The sequence below is a fragment of the Clostridium sp. SY8519 genome (assembly GCF_000270305.1).
In the GTDB taxonomy this organism is placed as follows: Bacteria; Bacillota; Clostridia; order Lachnospirales; family Lachnospiraceae; genus SY8519.
Map to the genome: position 1 here is coordinate 93,216 of NC_015737.1, position 18,813 is coordinate 112,028.

At 50.7% G+C, this 18,813-nt stretch carries 18 protein-coding genes; all 18 read right to left on the reverse strand.

The features are described from left to right. Positions 1-44: 44 nt before the first annotated feature. A complete protein-coding gene (locus tag CXIVA_RS00510) occupies positions 45-563 on the reverse strand; it encodes a metallophosphoesterase (protein WP_013976051.1) in 519 nt (172 codons plus the stop codon). Then, positions 541-1,155: an XTP/dITP diphosphatase gene (locus tag CXIVA_RS00515; protein ID WP_013976052.1), complete on the reverse strand. Its 615-nt coding sequence runs from the start codon at positions 1,153-1,155 to the stop codon at positions 541-543. Before CXIVA_RS00515 ends, CXIVA_RS00510 begins: the two co-directional genes overlap by 23 nt. A 29-nt stretch (positions 1,156-1,184) precedes the next feature. Next, positions 1,185-2,339, reverse strand: a complete 1,155-nt coding sequence (locus CXIVA_RS00520; protein ID WP_013976053.1) for a class I SAM-dependent RNA methyltransferase — start codon at positions 2,337-2,339, stop codon at positions 1,185-1,187. A gap of 48 nt (positions 2,340-2,387) precedes the next feature. After that, on the reverse strand, positions 2,388-2,864 hold the full coding sequence (locus CXIVA_RS00525; protein ID WP_013976054.1) for a hypothetical protein: 477 nt from the start codon (positions 2,862-2,864) through the stop codon (positions 2,388-2,390). Between the two features lie 3 nt (positions 2,865-2,867). Next, complete coding sequence (locus CXIVA_RS00530) at positions 2,868-4,328, reverse strand: UDP-N-acetylmuramoyl-L-alanyl-D-glutamate--2,6-diaminopimelate ligase (protein ID WP_013976055.1); 1,461 nt, start codon at positions 4,326-4,328, stop codon at positions 2,868-2,870. A gap of 84 nt (positions 4,329-4,412) precedes the next feature. Further along, positions 4,413-5,255, reverse strand: a complete 843-nt coding sequence (dapF, locus tag CXIVA_RS00535; RefSeq protein WP_013976056.1) for a diaminopimelate epimerase — start codon at positions 5,253-5,255, stop codon at positions 4,413-4,415. A gap of 252 nt (positions 5,256-5,507) precedes the next feature. Continuing rightward, positions 5,508-6,464, reverse strand: a complete 957-nt coding sequence (locus CXIVA_RS00540) for a nucleotidyltransferase (RefSeq protein ID WP_013976057.1) — start codon at positions 6,462-6,464, stop codon at positions 5,508-5,510. 177 nt (positions 6,465-6,641) lie between these two features. Beyond that, a complete protein-coding gene (locus tag CXIVA_RS00545; protein WP_013976058.1) occupies positions 6,642-7,811 on the reverse strand; it encodes an acyltransferase in 1,170 nt (389 codons plus the stop codon). A 6-nt stretch (positions 7,812-7,817) separates the two neighbouring features. Next, a complete protein-coding gene (gene galE / locus CXIVA_RS00550) occupies positions 7,818-8,840 on the reverse strand; it encodes a UDP-glucose 4-epimerase GalE (protein WP_013976059.1) in 1,023 nt (340 codons plus the stop codon). Between the two features lie 55 nt (positions 8,841-8,895). Continuing rightward, positions 8,896-9,897, reverse strand: a complete 1,002-nt coding sequence (locus CXIVA_RS00555; RefSeq protein ID WP_013976060.1) for a glycosyltransferase — start codon at positions 9,895-9,897, stop codon at positions 8,896-8,898. Positions 9,898-9,968: 71 nt separating this feature from the next. Further along, positions 9,969-11,084 carry a UDP-galactopyranose mutase gene (gene glf, locus CXIVA_RS00560; protein ID WP_013976061.1) on the reverse strand — a complete coding sequence of 372 codons (1,116 nt, stop codon included), beginning with the start codon at positions 11,082-11,084 and terminating at the stop codon, positions 9,969-9,971. A gap of 76 nt (positions 11,085-11,160) precedes the next feature. Continuing rightward, on the reverse strand, positions 11,161-12,213 hold the full coding sequence (locus CXIVA_RS00565) for an acyltransferase (protein WP_013976062.1): 1,053 nt from the start codon (positions 12,211-12,213) through the stop codon (positions 11,161-11,163). 33 nt (positions 12,214-12,246) lie between these two features. Continuing rightward, positions 12,247-13,698: a flippase gene (locus tag CXIVA_RS00570; protein ID WP_041727511.1), complete on the reverse strand. Its 1,452-nt coding sequence runs from the start codon at positions 13,696-13,698 to the stop codon at positions 12,247-12,249. A 4-nt stretch (positions 13,699-13,702) separates the two neighbouring features. Next, on the reverse strand, positions 13,703-14,932 hold the full coding sequence (locus tag CXIVA_RS00575) for a hypothetical protein (protein WP_013976064.1): 1,230 nt from the start codon (positions 14,930-14,932) through the stop codon (positions 13,703-13,705). A gap of 34 nt (positions 14,933-14,966) precedes the next feature. After that, on the reverse strand, positions 14,967-15,947 hold the full coding sequence (locus CXIVA_RS13190; protein ID WP_013976065.1) for a glycosyltransferase: 981 nt from the start codon (positions 15,945-15,947) through the stop codon (positions 14,967-14,969). Continuing rightward, positions 15,937-16,977, reverse strand: coding sequence for a glycosyltransferase family 2 protein (locus tag CXIVA_RS13195; protein ID WP_013976066.1), 1,041 nt, complete (start codon positions 16,975-16,977; stop codon positions 15,937-15,939). The genes CXIVA_RS13190 and CXIVA_RS13195 overlap by 11 nt, the downstream gene beginning before the upstream one ends. Positions 16,978-16,994: 17 nt before the next feature. Beyond that, positions 16,995-17,834, reverse strand: a complete 840-nt coding sequence (locus tag CXIVA_RS00590) for a LicD family protein (protein WP_013976067.1) — start codon at positions 17,832-17,834, stop codon at positions 16,995-16,997. A gap of 25 nt (positions 17,835-17,859) precedes the next feature. Next, positions 17,860-18,813, reverse strand: a complete 954-nt coding sequence (locus CXIVA_RS00595; RefSeq protein ID WP_013976068.1) for a glycosyltransferase family 2 protein — start codon at positions 18,811-18,813, stop codon at positions 17,860-17,862.

Genomic DNA, 18,813 nt, shown 5'->3' on the forward strand with positions numbered 1-18,813 from the left:
CACTTATTTTAAATTTTTTCAACACAATTTATTTTTTGTTTCAGTCACTGCCGGAATCCCCAGGAACCGCGCTCCTGCGCCGGATCCAGATAATGAACGGCAACGGACGGCTGTTCCCCGGGCGCTGTGGTCATCACCATATACGAGCGCTGTCTGCCTTTTTGACGGGGATAGGACAGGCTGCCGGGATTCAGTACGGTAATCCCGGCAATCGTTGTCATGACCGGACGGTGAATGTGGCCGAACATGGCAAACGTACAGTCATGGGCAGCTGCCGCACGGACAAGCTCCCCCAAATCGTAATTCACGGAATAATAGTGCCCATGGGTCATGAAAATCCGAAATCCGTCGATATTGATCACCTGTTCCCCGGGAAGATCCACAGAAAAATCGTTATTGCCGGCCACTGCTTCCAGCGGGCAGTCCGCCAGAGCCTCATAATAATCCGCATAATCCCCGATATCTCCCAGATGCACCAGAAGATCCACCGGTTTTTCCCTCTTTAAGGCCAGTTCCAGCCCCTCATGCCTCCCGTGAGTATCACTTACAATCAGTGTACGCATCCAATTCCTCCAGTTTCTTCCGCATCGCGCGCAGCGCGTTTCCCCTGTGGCTTCTCGCATTCTTTTCTTCCGGGGACAGTTCTGCCGTAGAACAGTGCTTATCTTCCACATAGAAAATCGGGTCATAGCCGAATCCGTTGTTTCCGGCCGGTTGATCGCCGATGTAGCCTTCAATGGTACCGCGCACAACAATCGGTTCCTGCCCCGGCACGACGGCCGCGATCGCGCAGACAAAGCGGGCCGTCCGCTGCTCCCGGGGCACACCCTTCAGCCGGTCAAGCAGCGCCTGATTTTTTATCTCATAGGAAGTGTCTTCCCCCATGAAACGGGCGGAATGCACACCGGGCTCCTTATTCAGATAATCGATTTCCAGGCCGGAGTCATCGGCCAGAACAATGTCGTTGCAGAGCGCAGCCACTGCTCTGGCCTTAATCAGCGCGTTTTCTTCAAATGTGGCGCCATTTTCATCAATCTGTGGATTCAGTCCGATCTCCTTCATGGATACAATTTCCAGTCCGGGTCTGCCCAGGATCTGCCGAATCTCAGTCATTTTGTTTTTGTTTCCTGTGGCGAATACAATCCGCTTTCCCATCTGTTTCTCCTCTGCTCCCAGTTTACCAGTTATCCTGCTGTCTGCTGCCGCGGCGGGCGAGGCCCCGGGAACTGGTAGAAATCTGTTTTTATCATTCCATTGTAGATTTTTCGCTTCTTTGCCGCTTTTTTCCCAATGTATCGCTCCGCGTCCGCATAGGCCGAAATCACGTATTCGGACCAGGTGGGAAGCTTCGCGAATGCCGCCCCAATCTCCCGGTACAAATCCGGAAGCCGCTTTTTTTCTTCCAGACGTTCCCCATAGGGCGGATTTGTAATCAAAAAACCATAGGTGCCGGGCAGAGAAACCTCCCCCGCAGAACAGGTCTCCCAGCGGATCATAGGCTCCACACCGGCTCGTTTCGCGTTCTGTCTGGCTGCCCGGATCACATTTGGATCAATATCCGAACCATACAGGAGTACCTCCTTCTGCGGAGTGACCTGTTCCCGTGCTTCCTCATAACTGTCCTTCCAGAGGGACGCCGGTATCAGGTTTTCCCAGCTGCCGGAGAGGAAGCTGCGGTGCAGTCCCGGTGCGATACCGGCCGCCATCATAGCTGCCTCGATCAGGAAGGTTCCGCTGCCGCAGAAAGGATCGGCCAGGATTCGTCCCGGTTTCCAGGGTGTCAGACCGATCAGCGCAGCCGCCAGGGTCTCTTCAATGGGGGCTTTGCTGCGCAGAAGACGGTAGCCTCTGCGATGCAGGGATTCCCCTGTCGTATCCAGCCCCACCGTCGCCACATCTTTATTCAGGAACACCCGCAGCGGATATTCGGAACCGGTTTCCGGGAATGACCGGATCCCATATGCCTGGTGCATCCGATCTACCATAGCTTTTTTCATGACTGACTGCAGATCGGGAATACTGCGCAGCGCACTGCGTATGGAGGACGCCTTTTTTACCCAGAATCTTCCGTCTGCCGGGATCCAGTCTTCCCAGGAAATGTCGCGGATTCCTTCGTACAGCTCATCAAACGTAGCCGCAGGAAATTCCGCGATTTTGATCAGGATGCGCTCCGGCGTCCGAAGGCCGATATTTGCGCGGCATACCGCTTCCGCATCGCCGTAAAAAGTCACCCGGCCGTCTTCCACCTTTGAGATCTCGTAGCCCAGGTCATAGATCTCCCGTTTCAGTACTGCTTCCAGCCCGAAATGACAGGGAGCTGTTAACTCGAATTTATTCATAACGCTCTGTTTCTCCGTTTTCTGCCGGGTCGTTTTCCGCCTTGCCCGTCAAAGCATCTGCTTGATCAGTGTATAGATCACTACAACCACCAGAAGAATCAGCAGCGTGCCGGTCCAGCCGTTGAGTTTCAGCCTGCCCAGGCGGACATCCCAGCCTTTTCCCTCTTTGTATTCTGCTTTGATGCCGTGCTTCGGGTTCTGCACATGGGCATTGATTTCCTCTGCCGTGCTGTCTCCGGTCACATCTTTCAGCGGCTCTCCCTCTGCGTCCACGCCGAAGGGTCTGGCGGTCTGCGCATTCCAGCGCCGCTCCAGATCCATTTTTTTCCGTTTGTGGTAATTTTCCACCACAATATCCGCTATCCTGGACGGATCACCGAGATACCGCAGGACCGCCTCCAGCGGTTTCCCGCCGGCGATTTCTTCATTAATATACCCTTCATAATTGCGGATCTGGAAGTCTACTTCCTCCTGGGGAATCCGTCCCTCCAGCTGCAGTTTTAATATATACAGAAAATCATCCATCGGTCAGATCCCCTCTTCCTGACGAATCTGCGCAATCAGCTCCCGCTCATCCATATGATGCTTCTGCCCTTTGATCTCCTGATAATCTTCATGGCCCTTGCCTGCCAGGACAATCACGTCGCCCTCCCGGGCATTTACCATGCAGTAGCGGATCGCTTCCTTCCGGTCTGTGATACGGACATATTCTCCCGGCGCTTTCTTCACTCCGGTGATAATATCATCAATAATCGCGTCCGGTTCTTCATAACGCGGATTGTCTGAAGTAACGACGGTCAGATCCGCCAAACGGGAAGATACTTCTCCCATCTCATAACGGCGCAGTTTGGAACGGTTGCCGCCGCAGCCAAACAGGCAGACCAGCCGTTTCGGATGATACTCCCGCAGGGTAGTCAGAAGGCTTTCCAGCGCCATCGCATTGTGGGCATAATCGATCATCAGGGTATAGTGGTCGGAAATCGGAATAATCTCCACTCGGCCTTTTACTTTGACCTGTGCCAGAGATTTCTGAATCTGCTCCGGCGCCACGCCGAAATGATAACAGATGGCAATGGCGGTCAGTGAATTGTATACCGAAAATCTGCCCGGAATATCCGTTTCCACCTCAAAATCCATTTTTCCGCAGACATGGTACCGGATGCCCAGAAATCCCGGTCTGCGCTCCAGCTGCAGGTCTCTGGCATAGAAATCATCTGTTTCCCGCAGGCCGAAGGTCTCCACGGTGCAGGTATGGCCTTTCAGAACCTGTTCCAGATGTTCATCGTCCCCATTCAGGATACCGACTTTGCACTGCTGGAACAGCAGGCCTTTGCAGCGAATGTAGTCATCCATGTCCTTATGCTCATTCGGTCCGATGTGATCCGGCTCCAGATTGGTAAAAATACCGTAATCAAACACAAACCCGGATACCCGGTGCAGCATCAGTCCCTGGGAAGAAACTTCCATGACCACGCTGTCGCAGCCGGCTTCCACCATTTTGGCAAAGGATTCCTGCACCACATAGGACTCCGGTGTAGTATTGACCGCAGGAATATGTTCCTCTCCGATGATCGTCTCAATGGTACCGATCAGCCCGACTTTATGGCCGGCGCTCTCCAGGATGTTTTTCACCATATAAGTCGTGGTGGTCTTGCCTTTGGTGCCGGTGATTCCGATGGTGGTCAGCTTTTCCGCCGGATGGCCGAAATATGCGGCAGACAGCTCTGCCAGCGCCAGGCGGGCATCCTCTACCTGAATCTGTACCACATCCGGTACGTCCAGCTTATGTTCCACGACCAGTGCCGCCGCGCCCTGCTGCGCTGCTGCCGGGCCAAATTCATGTCCGTCCCTGACAGCACCCGGGATGCACACAAAGACTGCTCCAGGCACAACTTTTCTGGAATCGTATACAACCGCGGATACTTCTGTATCCGGATTTCCCTGCACACATGTATACGCTGTCCGCTCTAGTAAATCAGATAATTTCATAAATCCATTCCTCTTTTCTGCTGTATCCTGCGGCTGACGCAGGTTTCATACAAATCTGCCCCTGCATCCGTCCATGCGGCCGGATCACGGAAGCTCTATCTCGCCTTCAAAGACTGTAACTGCCGGACCGGTCATAAAAATCGTATGTTTTTCCCGGTCGTAGCGAATCCGCAGATCACCGCCGATGACGTGAACCAGCACCTCATCATCGGTATATCCGTTGAGAATGCAGGCATATACCGCAGCGCAGGTACCTGTGCCGCAGGCCAGTGTTTCGCCGGAGCCCCGCTCCCAGACACGCATATCGATGGCATGACGGTCAATGACATGGATAAACTCCGTATTGACACGATCCGGAAAACGCACGTGATTTTCAAACAGCGGCCCGATTTTCTCGATATCCACGGCCTTCGTATCCGCAACAAACACTACGGTATGAGGATTTCCCATCGATACTGCCGTCATGTGATATTCTTCCCCGGCAATCAGAATCGGCTCATCCAGTATGATCTCATCATTTTCCGCAGGTACTGCCGGGATCTCAGAGGGTCTGGTGATCGGCGCCCCCATATCTACCGTAACCTGCTCCACTTTTCCGTCTTTTGTAAACAGGTCCAGATATTTAATCCCTGCCTTCGTCTCTATGGAGATCTTTGTCTGATCTGTCATTCCATGATCATAAACATACTTGGCCACACAGCGGATCCCGTTTCCGCACATCGCGCCTTCGGATCCGTCCGCATTATACATTGCCATGCGGAAGTCTGCCTGATCGGAAGGATGGATGCAGATCAGTCCGTCGGATCCGATTCCGAAATGTCTGTCACTGACATACTTGCTGACCCCGTTAGGATCTTCCAGGTGTTCTTCAAAACAATTCACATATACGTAGTCATTCCCGCAGCCATGCATTTTTGTAAATTTCATAGATTATCCTCATTCCTGCTGTTTCCTGTCAATTGCCGCAAGCGGCTCATCTCCAAGCTTTTATTGTGCAACGTTTTATTCGGTTATGCAATCGTTTCTTTTCGATTCTTTCCCATTTTTTGTATCTCTGCCCATACATATCCGCCTGCAGGGCACTGCATTGCCGGTTCGGTCCCTTCTTTAGAATAAAAAAAGTCAGACCTGCATGGATTCCGCACAGTATCTGACTTTATGCCTTATCAATATTATCGGTCAGTCCTGACGCCAGACGGCAAACAGATCCTCCTGATAAACCCCTTTGCGGATCAGTTCCCGGAAGGACTCCACCACAGATGCCTTGTCCTCTTTGTAGGTGACGCCAAACCACCGGTCATCCGTGGGCAGTACCTGAACAGACACTCTGCCCTCTTTCAGAAGTTCTCCAATATAAATCGGGATCAGATACTCCGCTTTCTCCTCATTGCCCTCCAGATGGTCAAAAAACTCCCGAAATCCCTGTTCCAGCAGCTGCATAAACTCCGGTGTCAGCCCCCACATATTCATGGACACCAGCGCATCCCGGTCCACCGGTGTATATGTCCTGGTGCCGTCCGGCAGAACCTGCTCCACGGCTGCCCCGTCCGCCGTGCGGACGATATCATGGGTCTCCTCCACATCTGTAAGGAAACCGGAGGCGTCCATCTTACAGACCCCGCGGGTCACTCCGCCGTTATCCGACAGGGTATTCTTCAGCACAAATCCAGCCATGCAGAAATCGGTCGGATGCTCCGGAGAATAGTGCTGCAGGAAATCATGCACTTTGGTGAATGCTTCTTTGCCGTAATAATCATCTGCATTGATGACGGCAAAAGGTTCCTGAATCATCCCCCGGCAGGCCAGCACTGCCTGACCGGTGCCCCATGGTTTGGTACGGCCTTCCGGAAATACCGCGCCTTCCGGCAGATCATCGATTCGCTGAAACGCGTAGGATACTTCCACTCCTCTGTCGCGGCAGATCGCTTCGATCCGATCGCCGATCACGGCCCGGAAATCCTCTTCGATGTCTTTTCGGATAATAAAAATAATACGGTTAAACCCTGCTTCAATCGCGTCATGGATGGAATAATCCATGATAATTTCCCCGGTAGGTCCCACCGGTTCCAGCTGCTTGATCCCCCCGCCATATCTGGATCCGATGCCGGCAGCCATAATCGCTAACGTTGTCTTCATACTTCTCTTCTACCTTCTCATATTTATTCTGCAGGAAACGAACGTTTCTGTCGGGTCAGCCGTCCCTTTTCCTGTGCTGTAATTCTATGTATTATACCAAAAATCAGTATGCATTACAATCTGTACAATACGGGTTTCCTACTATGCATGTAATTCTGTACCCGGAACACCTGATTTTCACCCGCTGACGCCGGGATTTCGAAGCTTTTTCCAGTAAAATACCGGCCGGATTCCAAGTATCCTTCGCAATCCCGGGACGAAACGGATCCACTCGGTTATGCCAATGGACGCAAACAGCACGGCCACTGTGCGTAGCGTGTGTATCCCCAGATTCTGTTCCGGGTAAAAGGGAAACAGGAACTGAAGATACAGGTAACACAACATGTAGTGCACGGCATAGATATTCATCGTCCTCATGGAAAAGAACCGAAACAAACCAGGCAGCAGTATTCTTTTCCGGATACAGAAAAACCGGAAAATCATAAAGCTCAGCATATAAGATGCGATGCGCTGATAATCTTTGTCCAGCCGCACCCACATCATATGAAAGGTCCCTGTCTGCAGATATTTCTGCAGAAGAAGCACACCAAAAGCCGCTGCAAGAATCACCACCGTGATGATCTGCTCCATTCCGGATGTTTTTTTCTGATAATTTCTTTCATGCACCAGACCGCCCGTCAGAAAAAACAGCAATTCATCCGCCCCTTCTGCAAACGGGAAGGAATACGCCTTTAATGCGTCAAAGGAAATCATCCGGATCCCGCGGTATACACGCAGATGTTCCGCAATCTGGCTGTAATCTGTGTAAAAAAACACAAAGAAAAACAGCACAATACAGAGAAACACAATCACTTCCCGATGCTCATCATACGCAATCCTGATAAACGGAAAAATCATATAAATGCCCAGCAGCGCATACATAAACCAGAAGTGTTCTGCCGGTATGTAGGGATTGGACATATTCAGGCCGGTACAGTAACGGAACATTTCCGTCACCGGAATCTCCCGGTATACATCCCCGAAGATCAGCAGCATCACCAGATAATAGATCAGCTTCCAGCCCACTACAGCAGTGAATACAAATGCCGTACGCTGTATATGCCTGCGCAGCGAGAACTCTCTCGCATTGAGCAGAAGCGCTCCATTTGCCATGAAAAACAGCGGGACAGCCGTAACGGTTGTAAACTGCAGAATAATATTCGCTGCCACTGATGTCCCAATGACTAATTCATGGCAGAAAATAACCATGATGATTGCCATGGTTTCGATCAGGTCGATATAAGCAATCCGTTCCGTGTCCGTCTGATTTCCCCGGATGCCGCTCCATCTCTGCTGTCTGTTCCACATCGCGGCTTACTCCTGTTCCCGATAGCCGTTCGGATTGTTTTTCTGCCAGTTCCAGCTGTCCCTGCACATATCCTCAAGCGTACGCTCTGCCTTCCAGCCCAGTATTTTCTGCGCTTTATCGGAATTCGCCCAGAATTCCGGCAGATCCCCTGCCCTGCGCGGGCCGAATTCATGGGCAATCGAGATGTGATTCACTGTTTCAAAGGCCTGTACTATCTCCAGCACGCTGTATGGCGTACCTGTTCCCAGATTGAAGATTTCCACGCCGCTGTGATCCGCTGCGTATTCTACCGCACATACGTGTCCGGCCGCCAGATCCATGACATGAATGTAATCTCTTCTGCAGGTTCCGTCCGGTGTGGGATAGTCATTGCCGAAAATCGTCAGGTGATCCCGTCTGCCGACTGCCACCTGTGAAATATACGGCATCAGATTGTTCGGGATTCCCTGGGGATCCTCCCCGATCCGGCCGGATTCATGGGCGCCGATGGGATTAAAGTAGCGCAGAAGCACCACCGAAAGATGCGGGTCCGCTGCTGCTGCGTCTTCCAGAATCTGCTCCATCATGGATTTTGTCCATCCATAGGGATTGGAACAGCTCCCCCGCTTCATTGTCTCCACATACGGAATTTCATTCTCTTCGCCATATACCGTGGCAGAGGAGGAAAATACGATACTGCTTACCCCATGCTTCTGCATGCATTCCAGCAGTGTCAGGGTGGTGTCGATGTTGTTGCGGTAATATTCCACCGGCTTCTGCACGGATTCTCCCACTGCCTTTAACCCGGCAAAATGAATCACGCAGTCGATGGTGTGGCCGGAAAACACCGCGTCCATTGCCTGAGGATCCCTGACATCCGCCTGATAGGATACGATTTTTTTCCCGGCCAGTTCTTCGATCCGTTCAATTGCCTTCGGGCTGCTGTTGCAGAAATTATCCGCAATGATCACATCATGTCCGTGTCTGATTAATTCCACCGCCGTATGGGAACCGATATACCCGGCTCCGCCTGCTAATAAGATTGCCATCTGCTCTTCCTTTCTTCTGTTCTGCTGTATCTTTTTTCCGGCTGATTTCCCTGTTTTATGAACGGTCTGTATCCGGATGTTCCCTTTTGCCGCTGATCCGGCAGACCAGGTCAAACAGCGGCTCACAGATCATAAACAGCTTCCACATAAGAATCCGCTGCCTGCCGGCATTCGTTTTCCGCATATCAAAAGACCTCACCGTACGCGCCGCTCTGCGGTAGACCGGATCTTTCCGGTCATGGGGGCAGGTGACAAGATAACGGTACGCCGCTTCATACCAGGCAATTCGATTTGCCTGAATCCCTTCCACCTGACGGGATTCCAGAAAGCGAATCTGCTGATCCCACATCAAAAAAGAGTCTGTGTTATTTTTGATATTCTCATGATGCATGATACTGCCTGCATTTTCCGTATTGTAGAAATAAAGCCGCTGATTCAAAAATCCCACACGTTCTGCCGGATACAGCACCTGACAGATGGTTCCGATGTCTTCATAGTTCACTCCCATGGGGAATTGGATCCCGTCAAACAGTTCCCGCTTCCAGAGCTTATTCCATGCCATATTGCCTACATAGGTACAAGTCAGATACTGCATGGCTTTTCTGCCGTCACAGACATACTCCGTTTCTGAACTTTCCGCTGCCGGAAACCTGCCCCGCTCCGGCTTGCTGTCATCCAGCGGGCAATGTTTATAGGAATATACCAGCACATCCAGCTGATGGCGTTCTGCCTGGTCAAGGGCAGTCGCGCAGAGTTCCGGAGCAATCCAGTCATCGCTGTCGACAAACAGCAGCCATGGTCCCCTTGCATGCTTCAGGCCGCAGTTTCTCGCTGCGGCAATTCCGCCATTTTCCTGATGAATCACCTGCACCCGCGCATCCTCTGCCGCGCAGCGGTCACAGATTGCTCCGCTGGCGTCTGTGGATCCATCGTCTACCAGAATAATCTGCAGATTGCGGAAAGTCTGGCCGCAGATGCTGTCCAGACAGCGCTGCAGATAGGACGCGCAATTATATACCGGTACTATGATACTGATCCTGTTTTCTGTATCTTCCATTCTGCTTTTTCCTTATCTCCTGAAACGCCCGTCCGGGCGCAGTTCTTTCTGATCTCTGCCCTACGGTCTGCCTACAGCTCTTTCCGGCACATTTCCAGTGCGGAAGCAACCACTGCGTCCATATCATAATAACGGTACTCACCCAGACGGCCGCCGAAAATCACCTTTTTTTCCTGCTCCGCCAGTTTCCGGTATTTCTGATACAGCCCGCTGTTTTTCTCATCGTTCACCGGATAGTACGGTTCATCTCCCGGTTTCCATTCCGAACTGTACTCTCTGGATATCACTGTCTTCGGAAGTTCTTCTCCATTGTCATCCCTGCCAAACTCAAACCATTTGTGCTCAATGATACGGGTCCAGGGAGTCTCCCGGTCTGTGTAATTCACTGCCGCGTTTCCCTGGAAATTGGGCTGATCCAGCAGTTCATTCTCAAAACGCACCGAACGGTATTCCAGGGCGCCGAGACGGAAATCAAAATACGCGTCAATGGCGCCGGTATATACTACTTTATCCGCCAGCTGATCCAGCTCTTTTTTCTGTTTCAGATAATCTACGCCCAGGCGCACTTCAATATCGCCAATCATATTTGCAACCATTTTGGTATAACCGCCCTTCGGGATTCCCTGATACAGCGCGTTAAAATAATTGTTGTCGAATGTAAAGCGCACCGGCAGACGTTTGATAATAAATGCCGGAAGCTGACTGCATGGACGCCCCCACTGTTTCTCGGTATAGCCTTTGATCAGTTTTTCGTAGATATCGGTGCCCACAAGGCTGATTGCCTGTTCTTCCAGATTCTGCGGGCTGCTGATATCTGCCGCTTTCTTCTGTTCTTCAATTTTATCAGCAGCTTCCTGGGGCGTCACAACGCCCCACATTTTATTAAAGGTGTACATATTAAACGGCAGGCTGTACAGCTCTCCCTTATAATTTGCCACCGGTGAATTGGTAAAACGGTTAAACTCCGCAAACTGCTGCAGATAGTTCCATACCTCGGTATTATTGGTATGAAAAATATGGGCTCCATATTTGTGCACATGAATGCCTTCCACATCTTCCGTGTACACATTGCCGCCGATATTCGGCCGTTTGTCCACCATCAGGACTTTCTTACCCGCTTTTGCCGCTTCATGGGCAAACACTGCGCCATACAATCCGGTTCCTACTACAAGATAATCATACTTCATTGCTGCCTCCTGTGATACCTGTGTTCTACTGTATCCTTCTATATTTCAATTTTTCCAAGTTCTGTCTTCCTGCTTGTCATGGCAGAATATAACGCCGAATCAAAGGGATCTTCCGCAGCAGCCAGGATACAGCCACCACCAGCGCAACAATCAAAAGCGGCAGAACCAGCCGCACAGAAAGTGCCTGAAGATCCGGCTTCAGCTCCCTTGCAATCACCTGCAGTACATACCAGTGCAGCAGATAGATGCAAAAAGAATACTGTCTCATCCAGTCCACGATGCTTCTGCAGATCCGATTTCGCATGGCACGTGTCCCGGCATAGCGAAACAACAAAAAAACACCTGTGCTGTACAGTACTCCGGGTAAATTCAGATATCCCTTATATACCGTACTGATTTTTCCGGTTTCAATCGTAAGAATCTGTGTTCCGCAGATATGCAGCAGCGCACCGACCGCCGCAAGCAGATACAGCAGCAGCCGGACGTTTTTCGGAATCTTGCCGTGACTCAGCAGATAGCCCAGCAGCAGATACATCAGATAGCCGGTGTGCATCCCCAGGGAAAAGAAATCCGGATTCACCGGAATCCCCAGCACCCCAAGAAGGAACGGAATCAGCGTTCCCGTCAGAAACAGGACTGCTGCCAGATAAGAAAACACCCGCATCCGCAGTTCTTCTTTTACCGCTGCCAGCAGAGGGATCGCAAGATACGCCGCAAACAGCGGAATGAAAAACCAGTAAATCGAGATACTCCGTCCGGTCAGAAACAGCTCTGCCACTGCAGCTGCGTCCAGATGTTCCACCGGAAAGCCGCCCAGATAAACCCGATAAAAGAGCAGTCCGAATACACTCCAGATAATGTAGGGCAACACCGTTTTGATTACGCGTTTTTTCCCATAGGTACGCAGCGAATAACGCTGGAAAAAATCCAGCAGTGTTGCGCCGGATATCATAAAAAAGACCGGGACCGCAAAATAGCACAGACTTTCAATCAGATTCGCCGACTTCCAGTATCCGGCTCCCGGATGATACTTCCAGAAACACCCGTTGACATGGAGATATACTACTGCCACTGCGGAAGCCAGAGCCGCCAGGTTCAGATATTCCGTTGCCTCCCTTTTCGATTTCAAAACGATTCCCCTTTTCTCTTCTCATTTTCTGTTTCAGCTTCGTTTCAGTTTTGCCTTCACCTGCCGCAGAATCAGAACCATGATCGGCTCTTTCCAGGCCAGCAGAATTCCCCCATAAATTCCGAAAAACAGCACTGCCGTAACCACCAGGGTCAAAAAATTTCCCAAAGGCAGAAGTTTCACCCACAAGCTGCCCGCAGACGCTGCAGCTGCGCCGATCAGAATCGCATAATATTTGATTCCGCCATACATACTTCCGATGTGATCCTTCATTTTGTACAGCTGATACAGCAGCACGGCAAACTCTGCCGCCACCGTTCCTATCGCCGCGCCGGCAGAGGCCAGACGCGGGATCAGCAGCGCATTGACCGCCAGATCCACAACCGCGCCGATGCTTACGGAATAAAACACTGTCTTTTCTTCTCCCAGCGGAACCATGACCTGAATCCCCATGATATTTGTCAGACCGATAAAAACCAGGGTCGGCATAATCAATTCCATAGGAAGGATCGAACCGGTGTAGGCTCTGCCGGAAAGAAAATAGATCCCCTCCTTCGCGTAAAAAATAAAATAAAGCGTCATCGGGATCGAAACCACCATCACAAAATTAATGGATTTCCTTGTAACCTTGATGAATTCATCGATACGCCTGTGTTCAATGTAATAGGTGGCCCGCGGAAGCACCACAGTTCCCAGGGAGGTAATGACTCCTACCAGAACATTCTTGATCTTTACTGCTGCGTTGTAATAGCCAACGGCTTCATTGTTTTTCATGAACCCCAGCATTACCGTATCCAGATTCGTATAAATCGTGGTAGCACAGGCCATGGCAAAAAATATTGCCACTGCCTTCAGATGCCTTTTGAGATGATATCCTTTGACCGGACGCATCGATATGTAGCGGTGTGCGTTGATGAAATTCAGCACATTGGAAGCCGAAGCCGCAAAAATGGAGATTCCGCCATAGATCAGGTAATCGGACTTCTGGTGTACCAGCACAAACATTGCCACAAACGCGACTGCCTTAAAGAGAATCGACCGTATGGTTATGTAAGTATATTCTTCCAGGGCTTTATACAGCCACTCCATGCCGATGGCATTGAACAGTATGGTCGTACTGACAATCAGGATCAGCGTCCTCTCCGCCCGAAGCCTTGGAATCGCCGCAACACAGATGAAAAGCGCCGCATATACCACCGCGCTCATAATCAGGTTGATGATCATCAGCTCCTGTGCGGTACGGGATAATTTTTCCTTATCATCCCGTACCCTTGCACAGGCCCGTATGCCGTAAGTAGGAATGCCCAGCTGCGCGATCATCGCAAAATAACTGATCAGCGAAGTCGCAAATGAAACCCGGCCGGTACCGACCGGCAGCAGCACACGCGATACATATGGAAATGTAATCAGCGGAAAGATAAATGACGATATGGAAAGAATCGCATTCATCACAAAATTTATTTTTAATGATTTTTGTTTTGACATAACTTTACAACAGCTGCCCCTCTGTCTGCATGATTCCTCTGTGTTTCAGCTGATAATAATAGGCCGCCCCCAGCATCGGAAGCATGGGGTTATAACGGATTTCAAACAGCTGAGGGTCTGTGAAGCTATGCAGTGCCAGAATAATCAGGACTGCGCAGGCACTGTACTGACGGGCATCTGCCATCTGTCTGCCGATCAGCATAAAGCCAATCACCAGAAACAGCAGCATCACAAAACCGTATGTCAGAAATATGTTGAGGTAAGAGGAGTCCACATAAAAATAATCGGTAAACCGCTCAATGCCGAACCGACCGGTAGCCCAGTGGGTCTCTGTCCCCCACAGATGAAATCCATACTGCTCAATCGCCATATGGGACAGGCGCAGACGGTCACTTAACCGGTTGTTCAGCAGAACAAACAGTGGTTTCTGTTCCGAATATCCGCAGGCCAGGAAAAAAATTAATATCGTCAGCGCCGGCATGGTCCATACCGTAAAAAAACGGATCACCCGGCTGATCCAGCGTTTTTTTTCATCGATCAGCCTCGCTGCCCAGAGCATTGCAAGCAGAAGCATCAGCTCCAGATATACTGCCTTTGTATCGGTATAGCGATACAGAACATAATTGATTCCAAGTACAACCGCGGTACTGATCCAGCCAATCCTGTGTTTTTTTACAAAATACCATCCTAAAACCAGAAAGAAAAACAAGTTCGGCAGAATCGTGGTATATGTAAACCCAAAATAGTAACGGATGGTTGCGCCGCCTGTTCTGGTATTAAAATCTGACCCCAGAATTCCTGTCCGCCAGAGTATCAGCACCAGGGCAATCCCGCAGGCTGCTGCCACCGCATACGTGCTGCAGATTTTCTCATAGGATGTCTTCATGCCGAAAAAGACCACCAGAAAGAATCCCAGCGTATACTTGATCCTGCCGCTGTACCCTGCCGTCAGCGCACACAGCACAAAAATTGCCAGCAATACCATAAATTCCTCTGACCGCAGTCTGGCTTTTCGCAGGAAGGAAATGCCTAACACCGCCAGTGCCAGCAGCAGGATGCCTGTATAATAGTGATCCCACCAGGACAGTTTGTTCAGATTGGATGTGGCCAGCACTTCATTGAAAATCAGCACTGCATATACAGCCAGAAATATTCGATTGTATCCCCAGCCGGATCTTTTATCCGGACGGCCGGAAGCATCCGCCGGGGATGTAACTGCGTGACACTGCTGCATGTTCTGCTCTCCGTTCCTTGTACGTTCCGTGATCTTACCTGATTTCCGTCAGACTGGTTCCCGGCTCCACCGTCTTTCCCATTCGCCCGTTCACCGCATCTGCATATGCCTTCCGGATTACAGGCACACGCTCATTCTTCTTCTGTCTGCGGGCACTGATTATTTTCGCTGTTTTGCTCAGTGCGGGCCGAAACTTCCTTACCAGGAAATTTCTGCCATATTTGCGGTCAAAACGAAATTGATTCCGCAGAAGATAATATTCCTTCCAGTTCCATTCCTGCACTTCCGTCTGCTGCGCGCGGGAGGCCAGCCTGCGATGCAGGCGCGTTTCCGTTACATAACGCAGCTGCGTATACTGCGCAGCCCGATGCGCAAAATCCGTATCGTCAAACATAATAAAATACTGATCGTCCGGCACGCCGATTTTCCGGATCAGCTGCATTGTCATCAGCGGTCCCTCCAACGGCATATCCACGACATTGATATACGGCGTCCGGATCGCGTCGCTTGGAATCTTCGTCTTCATCTGTGTCAGATTCATCAGCAGCGGATTTTTCAGGTCATACCCCACAATGGCATAATCCTGATAGTTTTCATCCGTGCGGCAGGGAAGGCAGAGCTGCGCGTCTCTGGTCAGATATTTCATCAGTGTTTCCAGACAATTCCTGTCCGGACTCACATCATCGTCCATCGCCCAGACACAGTCATAATCCATACCCGCCGCAATGCGGAACACATTGGCAAATCCGCCGGATCCTCCCAGATTGGAGGCACTTCTTGTATAAAAGATCTGGATTCCCTTCCATTCGGACTGTACCGTCTGATCCGTACGCCAGGCGGCAATGACTCCATTTCCCTTTAAAAATTCCGGTGTGCCGTCCTGAGACGCGTTATCATAGATCAGAATCGCGGATACCGGATAAGTCTGAGCCGCCAGGTCCTGCAAGACTTCCAATAGCAGCTGTTTTCTGTTGTAAGTTACCAGTACCGCACATACTCTTCTGTTACCATTCATTTTTCTTCCCTGCCAATCGTCTCAAACTGTAAGTGATTCTCCATACCTGAAAAAGCTTTCTTTTGCGGAACAGACGATATTTGATCTGTTCTTTGCGGTCTGCCGTCCGGACTGCCTGTGCTGTGCAGAGATCCGTATACGGAAAGCTTGTGTAAATCTGATCCATGGCTTTCTTTTTTTCTGCCCGGGACGCCTGCCATTCCGGCCGGTTCAGCCAGCAGGAAAACATCTCATTCAGCACAAAACGGATCCGTTCACACCATCCCTTCAGCTCCGCGGGATTTTCCAGATCCACATACGTTCTGAGCCGGGTCAGGGACGCAGTTTCCTGCTGAAAAATATCCGGATTGTAGCGATGGGTGGCCGAATCCTGGTTTCTCACATAATAATACCAGGCCTGCTTCACCAGCACCACACGGCTTTCGGAACAAATGATATCCATGTTAAACAGCGTATCTTCTCCATACGCCAGTGTCTGATCAAACAGATGGCGCTGTGCCACCTCAGTCTTTACCAGGCGGGCAGCGATTCCCCGGTTAAAAAACACTTCCGGTGTAACCCGTTCTATTTCACCCAGCATGATTTTTTTTATCCAGGTGCGGTTTTTGTGATTGATCCGGATAATTTCCGTTTCCGGCAGACGCTTCGCGCGCACGGTTCCATCATATACGGCTGCCGTACCGCCAATCAGCAGATCCGCGTTTTCTCTTTCCGCAATCTCCGCTGCTTCCTTCAGACAGCCGGGAACCAGCAGGTCATCCGCATCCAGAAAAAAAATATACGCTCCCTCCGCGCTGCGAATTCCGGCATTTCTCGCCGCGGACACCCCGCCATGGGGCACATGCAGCACTCGGATCCGATCATCTGTTTCTGACACTTTCTGCAGTATCGGCAAATATTTCGGTTCATTCCCGTCATCAATGATCAGGATTTCCAGATCCGGATATTCCTGGGTCAGAACGCTGCTGACCGCACGCTGAAGCTGGGTCTCTTCCGAACGATATGCTGGAATTATAACACTGATTTTCATGCTCTTCTCCTTGTTTTTCATCCCAGCTCCGCTTTTTCCGGTTCCTCTTCCGCGATCCATGCATCCATGTCATGTGTTTTTCGTTTTTCCTCCGGCGGCAGCTGCATATAATCCCCGTATAACTGCGTCAGATACTGGTCCCAGCAGGACATGGCCTGAAAGGTGTATCCCTCAAAGGATACATCCACCGGCTGCAGAAATGCCTCTTTATCAACTACTTCGCCGGTTCCATACAGTCCCCATGTCACAATCGCGACTTTGCGGGCCGTTTCAAATGGTTCCCGGGAAGCCAGTGCAATCAGTTTTTCATTGCACCTGCGAATGCCGTAAAGCTTCGCAAAGGGAATGACAAACCGTTTAAACATACGACGGAAGGTTGTTTTCCCGGCTCGGGGATTCGCCCAGTTCAATTTCAGAATTTTCCGGTATTTTTCCGTCTTCTGAAAAATATCACGCTGCTGCTGCGGATCCTCCGGCACACCGTCCACCGGCAGAATATCCACCCATAACGCGCTGGAAGCATCTTCCTTTGAGTACGCATCCTGAACCCTGGTTCTGGTGTCTACCAGTTTCATAAAAGGATAGGAATCCGTGCCGGTCTCATAGCAGATCAGCCGCAAGTGATCGGAAAACAGCGATTCTTTTTTGTTTAACTCGATCAGTTTCCGGTAATCCGGCCGGGGCAGCGATACATCAATATCGTCATCCCAGGGGATGAACCCGCCGTGACGGACAGCGCCCAGCAGGGAGCCGCCGCACAGATACAGCCGAAGTCCGTGGGTACGGCACACCTCCTGCAGTTCCAGCGCAAGCTCCAGTTCCTTTTCTTTTATTTCCTTTAACGTTAGTTTTCTCATATTTTACTGTTCCCGTCCGGTCCGTTTATGCTTTGATCTTCAGCCATGCGGCACGATATAGTCGGTAGCTGATATTCAGCAGATGGATGGCTGCACGGTCTCGTTTCGGAGTATTCGGATCACGCAGAACAGCTTTTCCATGCTCCCGGATATACCGGATGATTTCCTTCCGTTCCTCAGCGCATTCCTCCGTCTGCAGCATCTGATTCAATGTACTGAACCGGGCATACACCTGCCGGCGCAGTACCGCAGACTGCAGATCCGGATACCACTGCAGCACCTGCTGCGCCATCTGATCGGTCATTTCCAGAAGATCCAGTTTCTTTTTGGAAAAGCCGGTATTCACAATGGATGTTTCCCGCATGATATAGCAGTATTTGGACTCATAGCCCAGCGCAATCTCCCGGGCTTGATGCATCAGCTTATAGGTCGTTGCAATATCTTCAAAAATTCTTCCCACAGGATACTGTATCCCGTCAAACAGGCTTTTCCGATACAGTTTCGCCCAGGCAGAGGTATCCACCACATCATGGTACAGCATTCTGCGGATACTGTCATGGGCGGATATCCGTTCATCGCCTCTTCCGCCCAGGTCCCGGACCCGGTCCGGAAATACGATTCTATGCTGGCATACCGACAGATCTGTCTGATATTTACCGATCAGCCCATACAAATACTCCACATAATCCGGATCCACATAATCATCCGAATCAATACAGGTCAGATATGTGCCGGAAGCCCTGGCGATCCCGTAATTTCTGGCATCGGACAGTCCGCCGTTGGGTTTGTGATAAACCACAATCCGCCCATCTGAATTCGCCAGCTGATCACACAGAGTCCCGCTGCCGTCTGTCGCGCCGTCATCCACAAGGATAATTTCCAGGTTTTTATAGGTCTGCCCGCATACCGAAGCCACACACTTCGGCAAAAACTCCTTCACATTATATACAGGAAGAATCACGGAAATCAGCTCTTCCAT

Excerpts from the sequence above, each read along its gene's own strand:
- CXIVA_RS00510 (WP_013976051.1), bottom strand. The coding sequence starts at position 563 with ATGCGTACACTGATTGTAAGTGATACTCACGGGAGGCATGAGGGGCTG.
- CXIVA_RS00515 (WP_013976052.1), bottom strand. The coding sequence starts at position 1,155 with ATGGGAAAGCGGATTGTATTCGCCACAGGAAACAAAAACAAAATGACT.
- CXIVA_RS00520 (WP_013976053.1), bottom strand. The coding sequence starts at position 2,339 with ATGAATAAATTCGAGTTAACAGCTCCCTGTCATTTCGGGCTGGAAGCA.
- CXIVA_RS00525 (WP_013976054.1), bottom strand. The coding sequence starts at position 2,864 with ATGGATGATTTTCTGTATATATTAAAACTGCAGCTGGAGGGACGGATT.
- CXIVA_RS00530 (WP_013976055.1), bottom strand. The coding sequence starts at position 4,328 with ATGAAATTATCTGATTTACTAGAGCGGACAGCGTATACATGTGTGCAG.
- dapF (WP_013976056.1), bottom strand. The coding sequence starts at position 5,255 with ATGAAATTTACAAAAATGCATGGCTGCGGGAATGACTACGTATATGTG.
- CXIVA_RS00540 (WP_013976057.1), bottom strand. The coding sequence starts at position 6,464 with ATGAAGACAACGTTAGCGATTATGGCTGCCGGCATCGGATCCAGATAT.
- CXIVA_RS00545 (WP_013976058.1), bottom strand. The coding sequence starts at position 7,811 with ATGTGGAACAGACAGCAGAGATGGAGCGGCATCCGGGGAAATCAGACG.
- galE (WP_013976059.1), bottom strand. The coding sequence starts at position 8,840 with ATGGCAATCTTATTAGCAGGCGGAGCCGGGTATATCGGTTCCCATACG.
- CXIVA_RS00555 (WP_013976060.1), bottom strand. The coding sequence starts at position 9,897 with ATGGAAGATACAGAAAACAGGATCAGTATCATAGTACCGGTATATAAT.
- glf (WP_013976061.1), bottom strand. The coding sequence starts at position 11,084 with ATGAAGTATGATTATCTTGTAGTAGGAACCGGATTGTATGGCGCAGTG.
- CXIVA_RS00570 (WP_041727511.1), bottom strand. The coding sequence starts at position 13,698 with ATGTCAAAACAAAAATCATTAAAAATAAATTTTGTGATGAATGCGATT.
- CXIVA_RS00575 (WP_013976064.1), bottom strand. The coding sequence starts at position 14,932 with ATGCAGCAGTGTCACGCAGTTACATCCCCGGCGGATGCTTCCGGCCGT.
- CXIVA_RS13190 (WP_013976065.1), bottom strand. The coding sequence starts at position 15,947 with ATGAATGGTAACAGAAGAGTATGTGCGGTACTGGTAACTTACAACAGA.
- CXIVA_RS13195 (WP_013976066.1), bottom strand. The coding sequence starts at position 16,977 with ATGAAAATCAGTGTTATAATTCCAGCATATCGTTCGGAAGAGACCCAG.
- CXIVA_RS00590 (WP_013976067.1), bottom strand. The coding sequence starts at position 17,834 with ATGAGAAAACTAACGTTAAAGGAAATAAAAGAAAAGGAACTGGAGCTT.
- CXIVA_RS00595 (WP_013976068.1), bottom strand. The coding sequence starts at position 18,813 with ATGGAAGAGCTGATTTCCGTGATTCTTCCTGTATATAATGTGAAGGAG.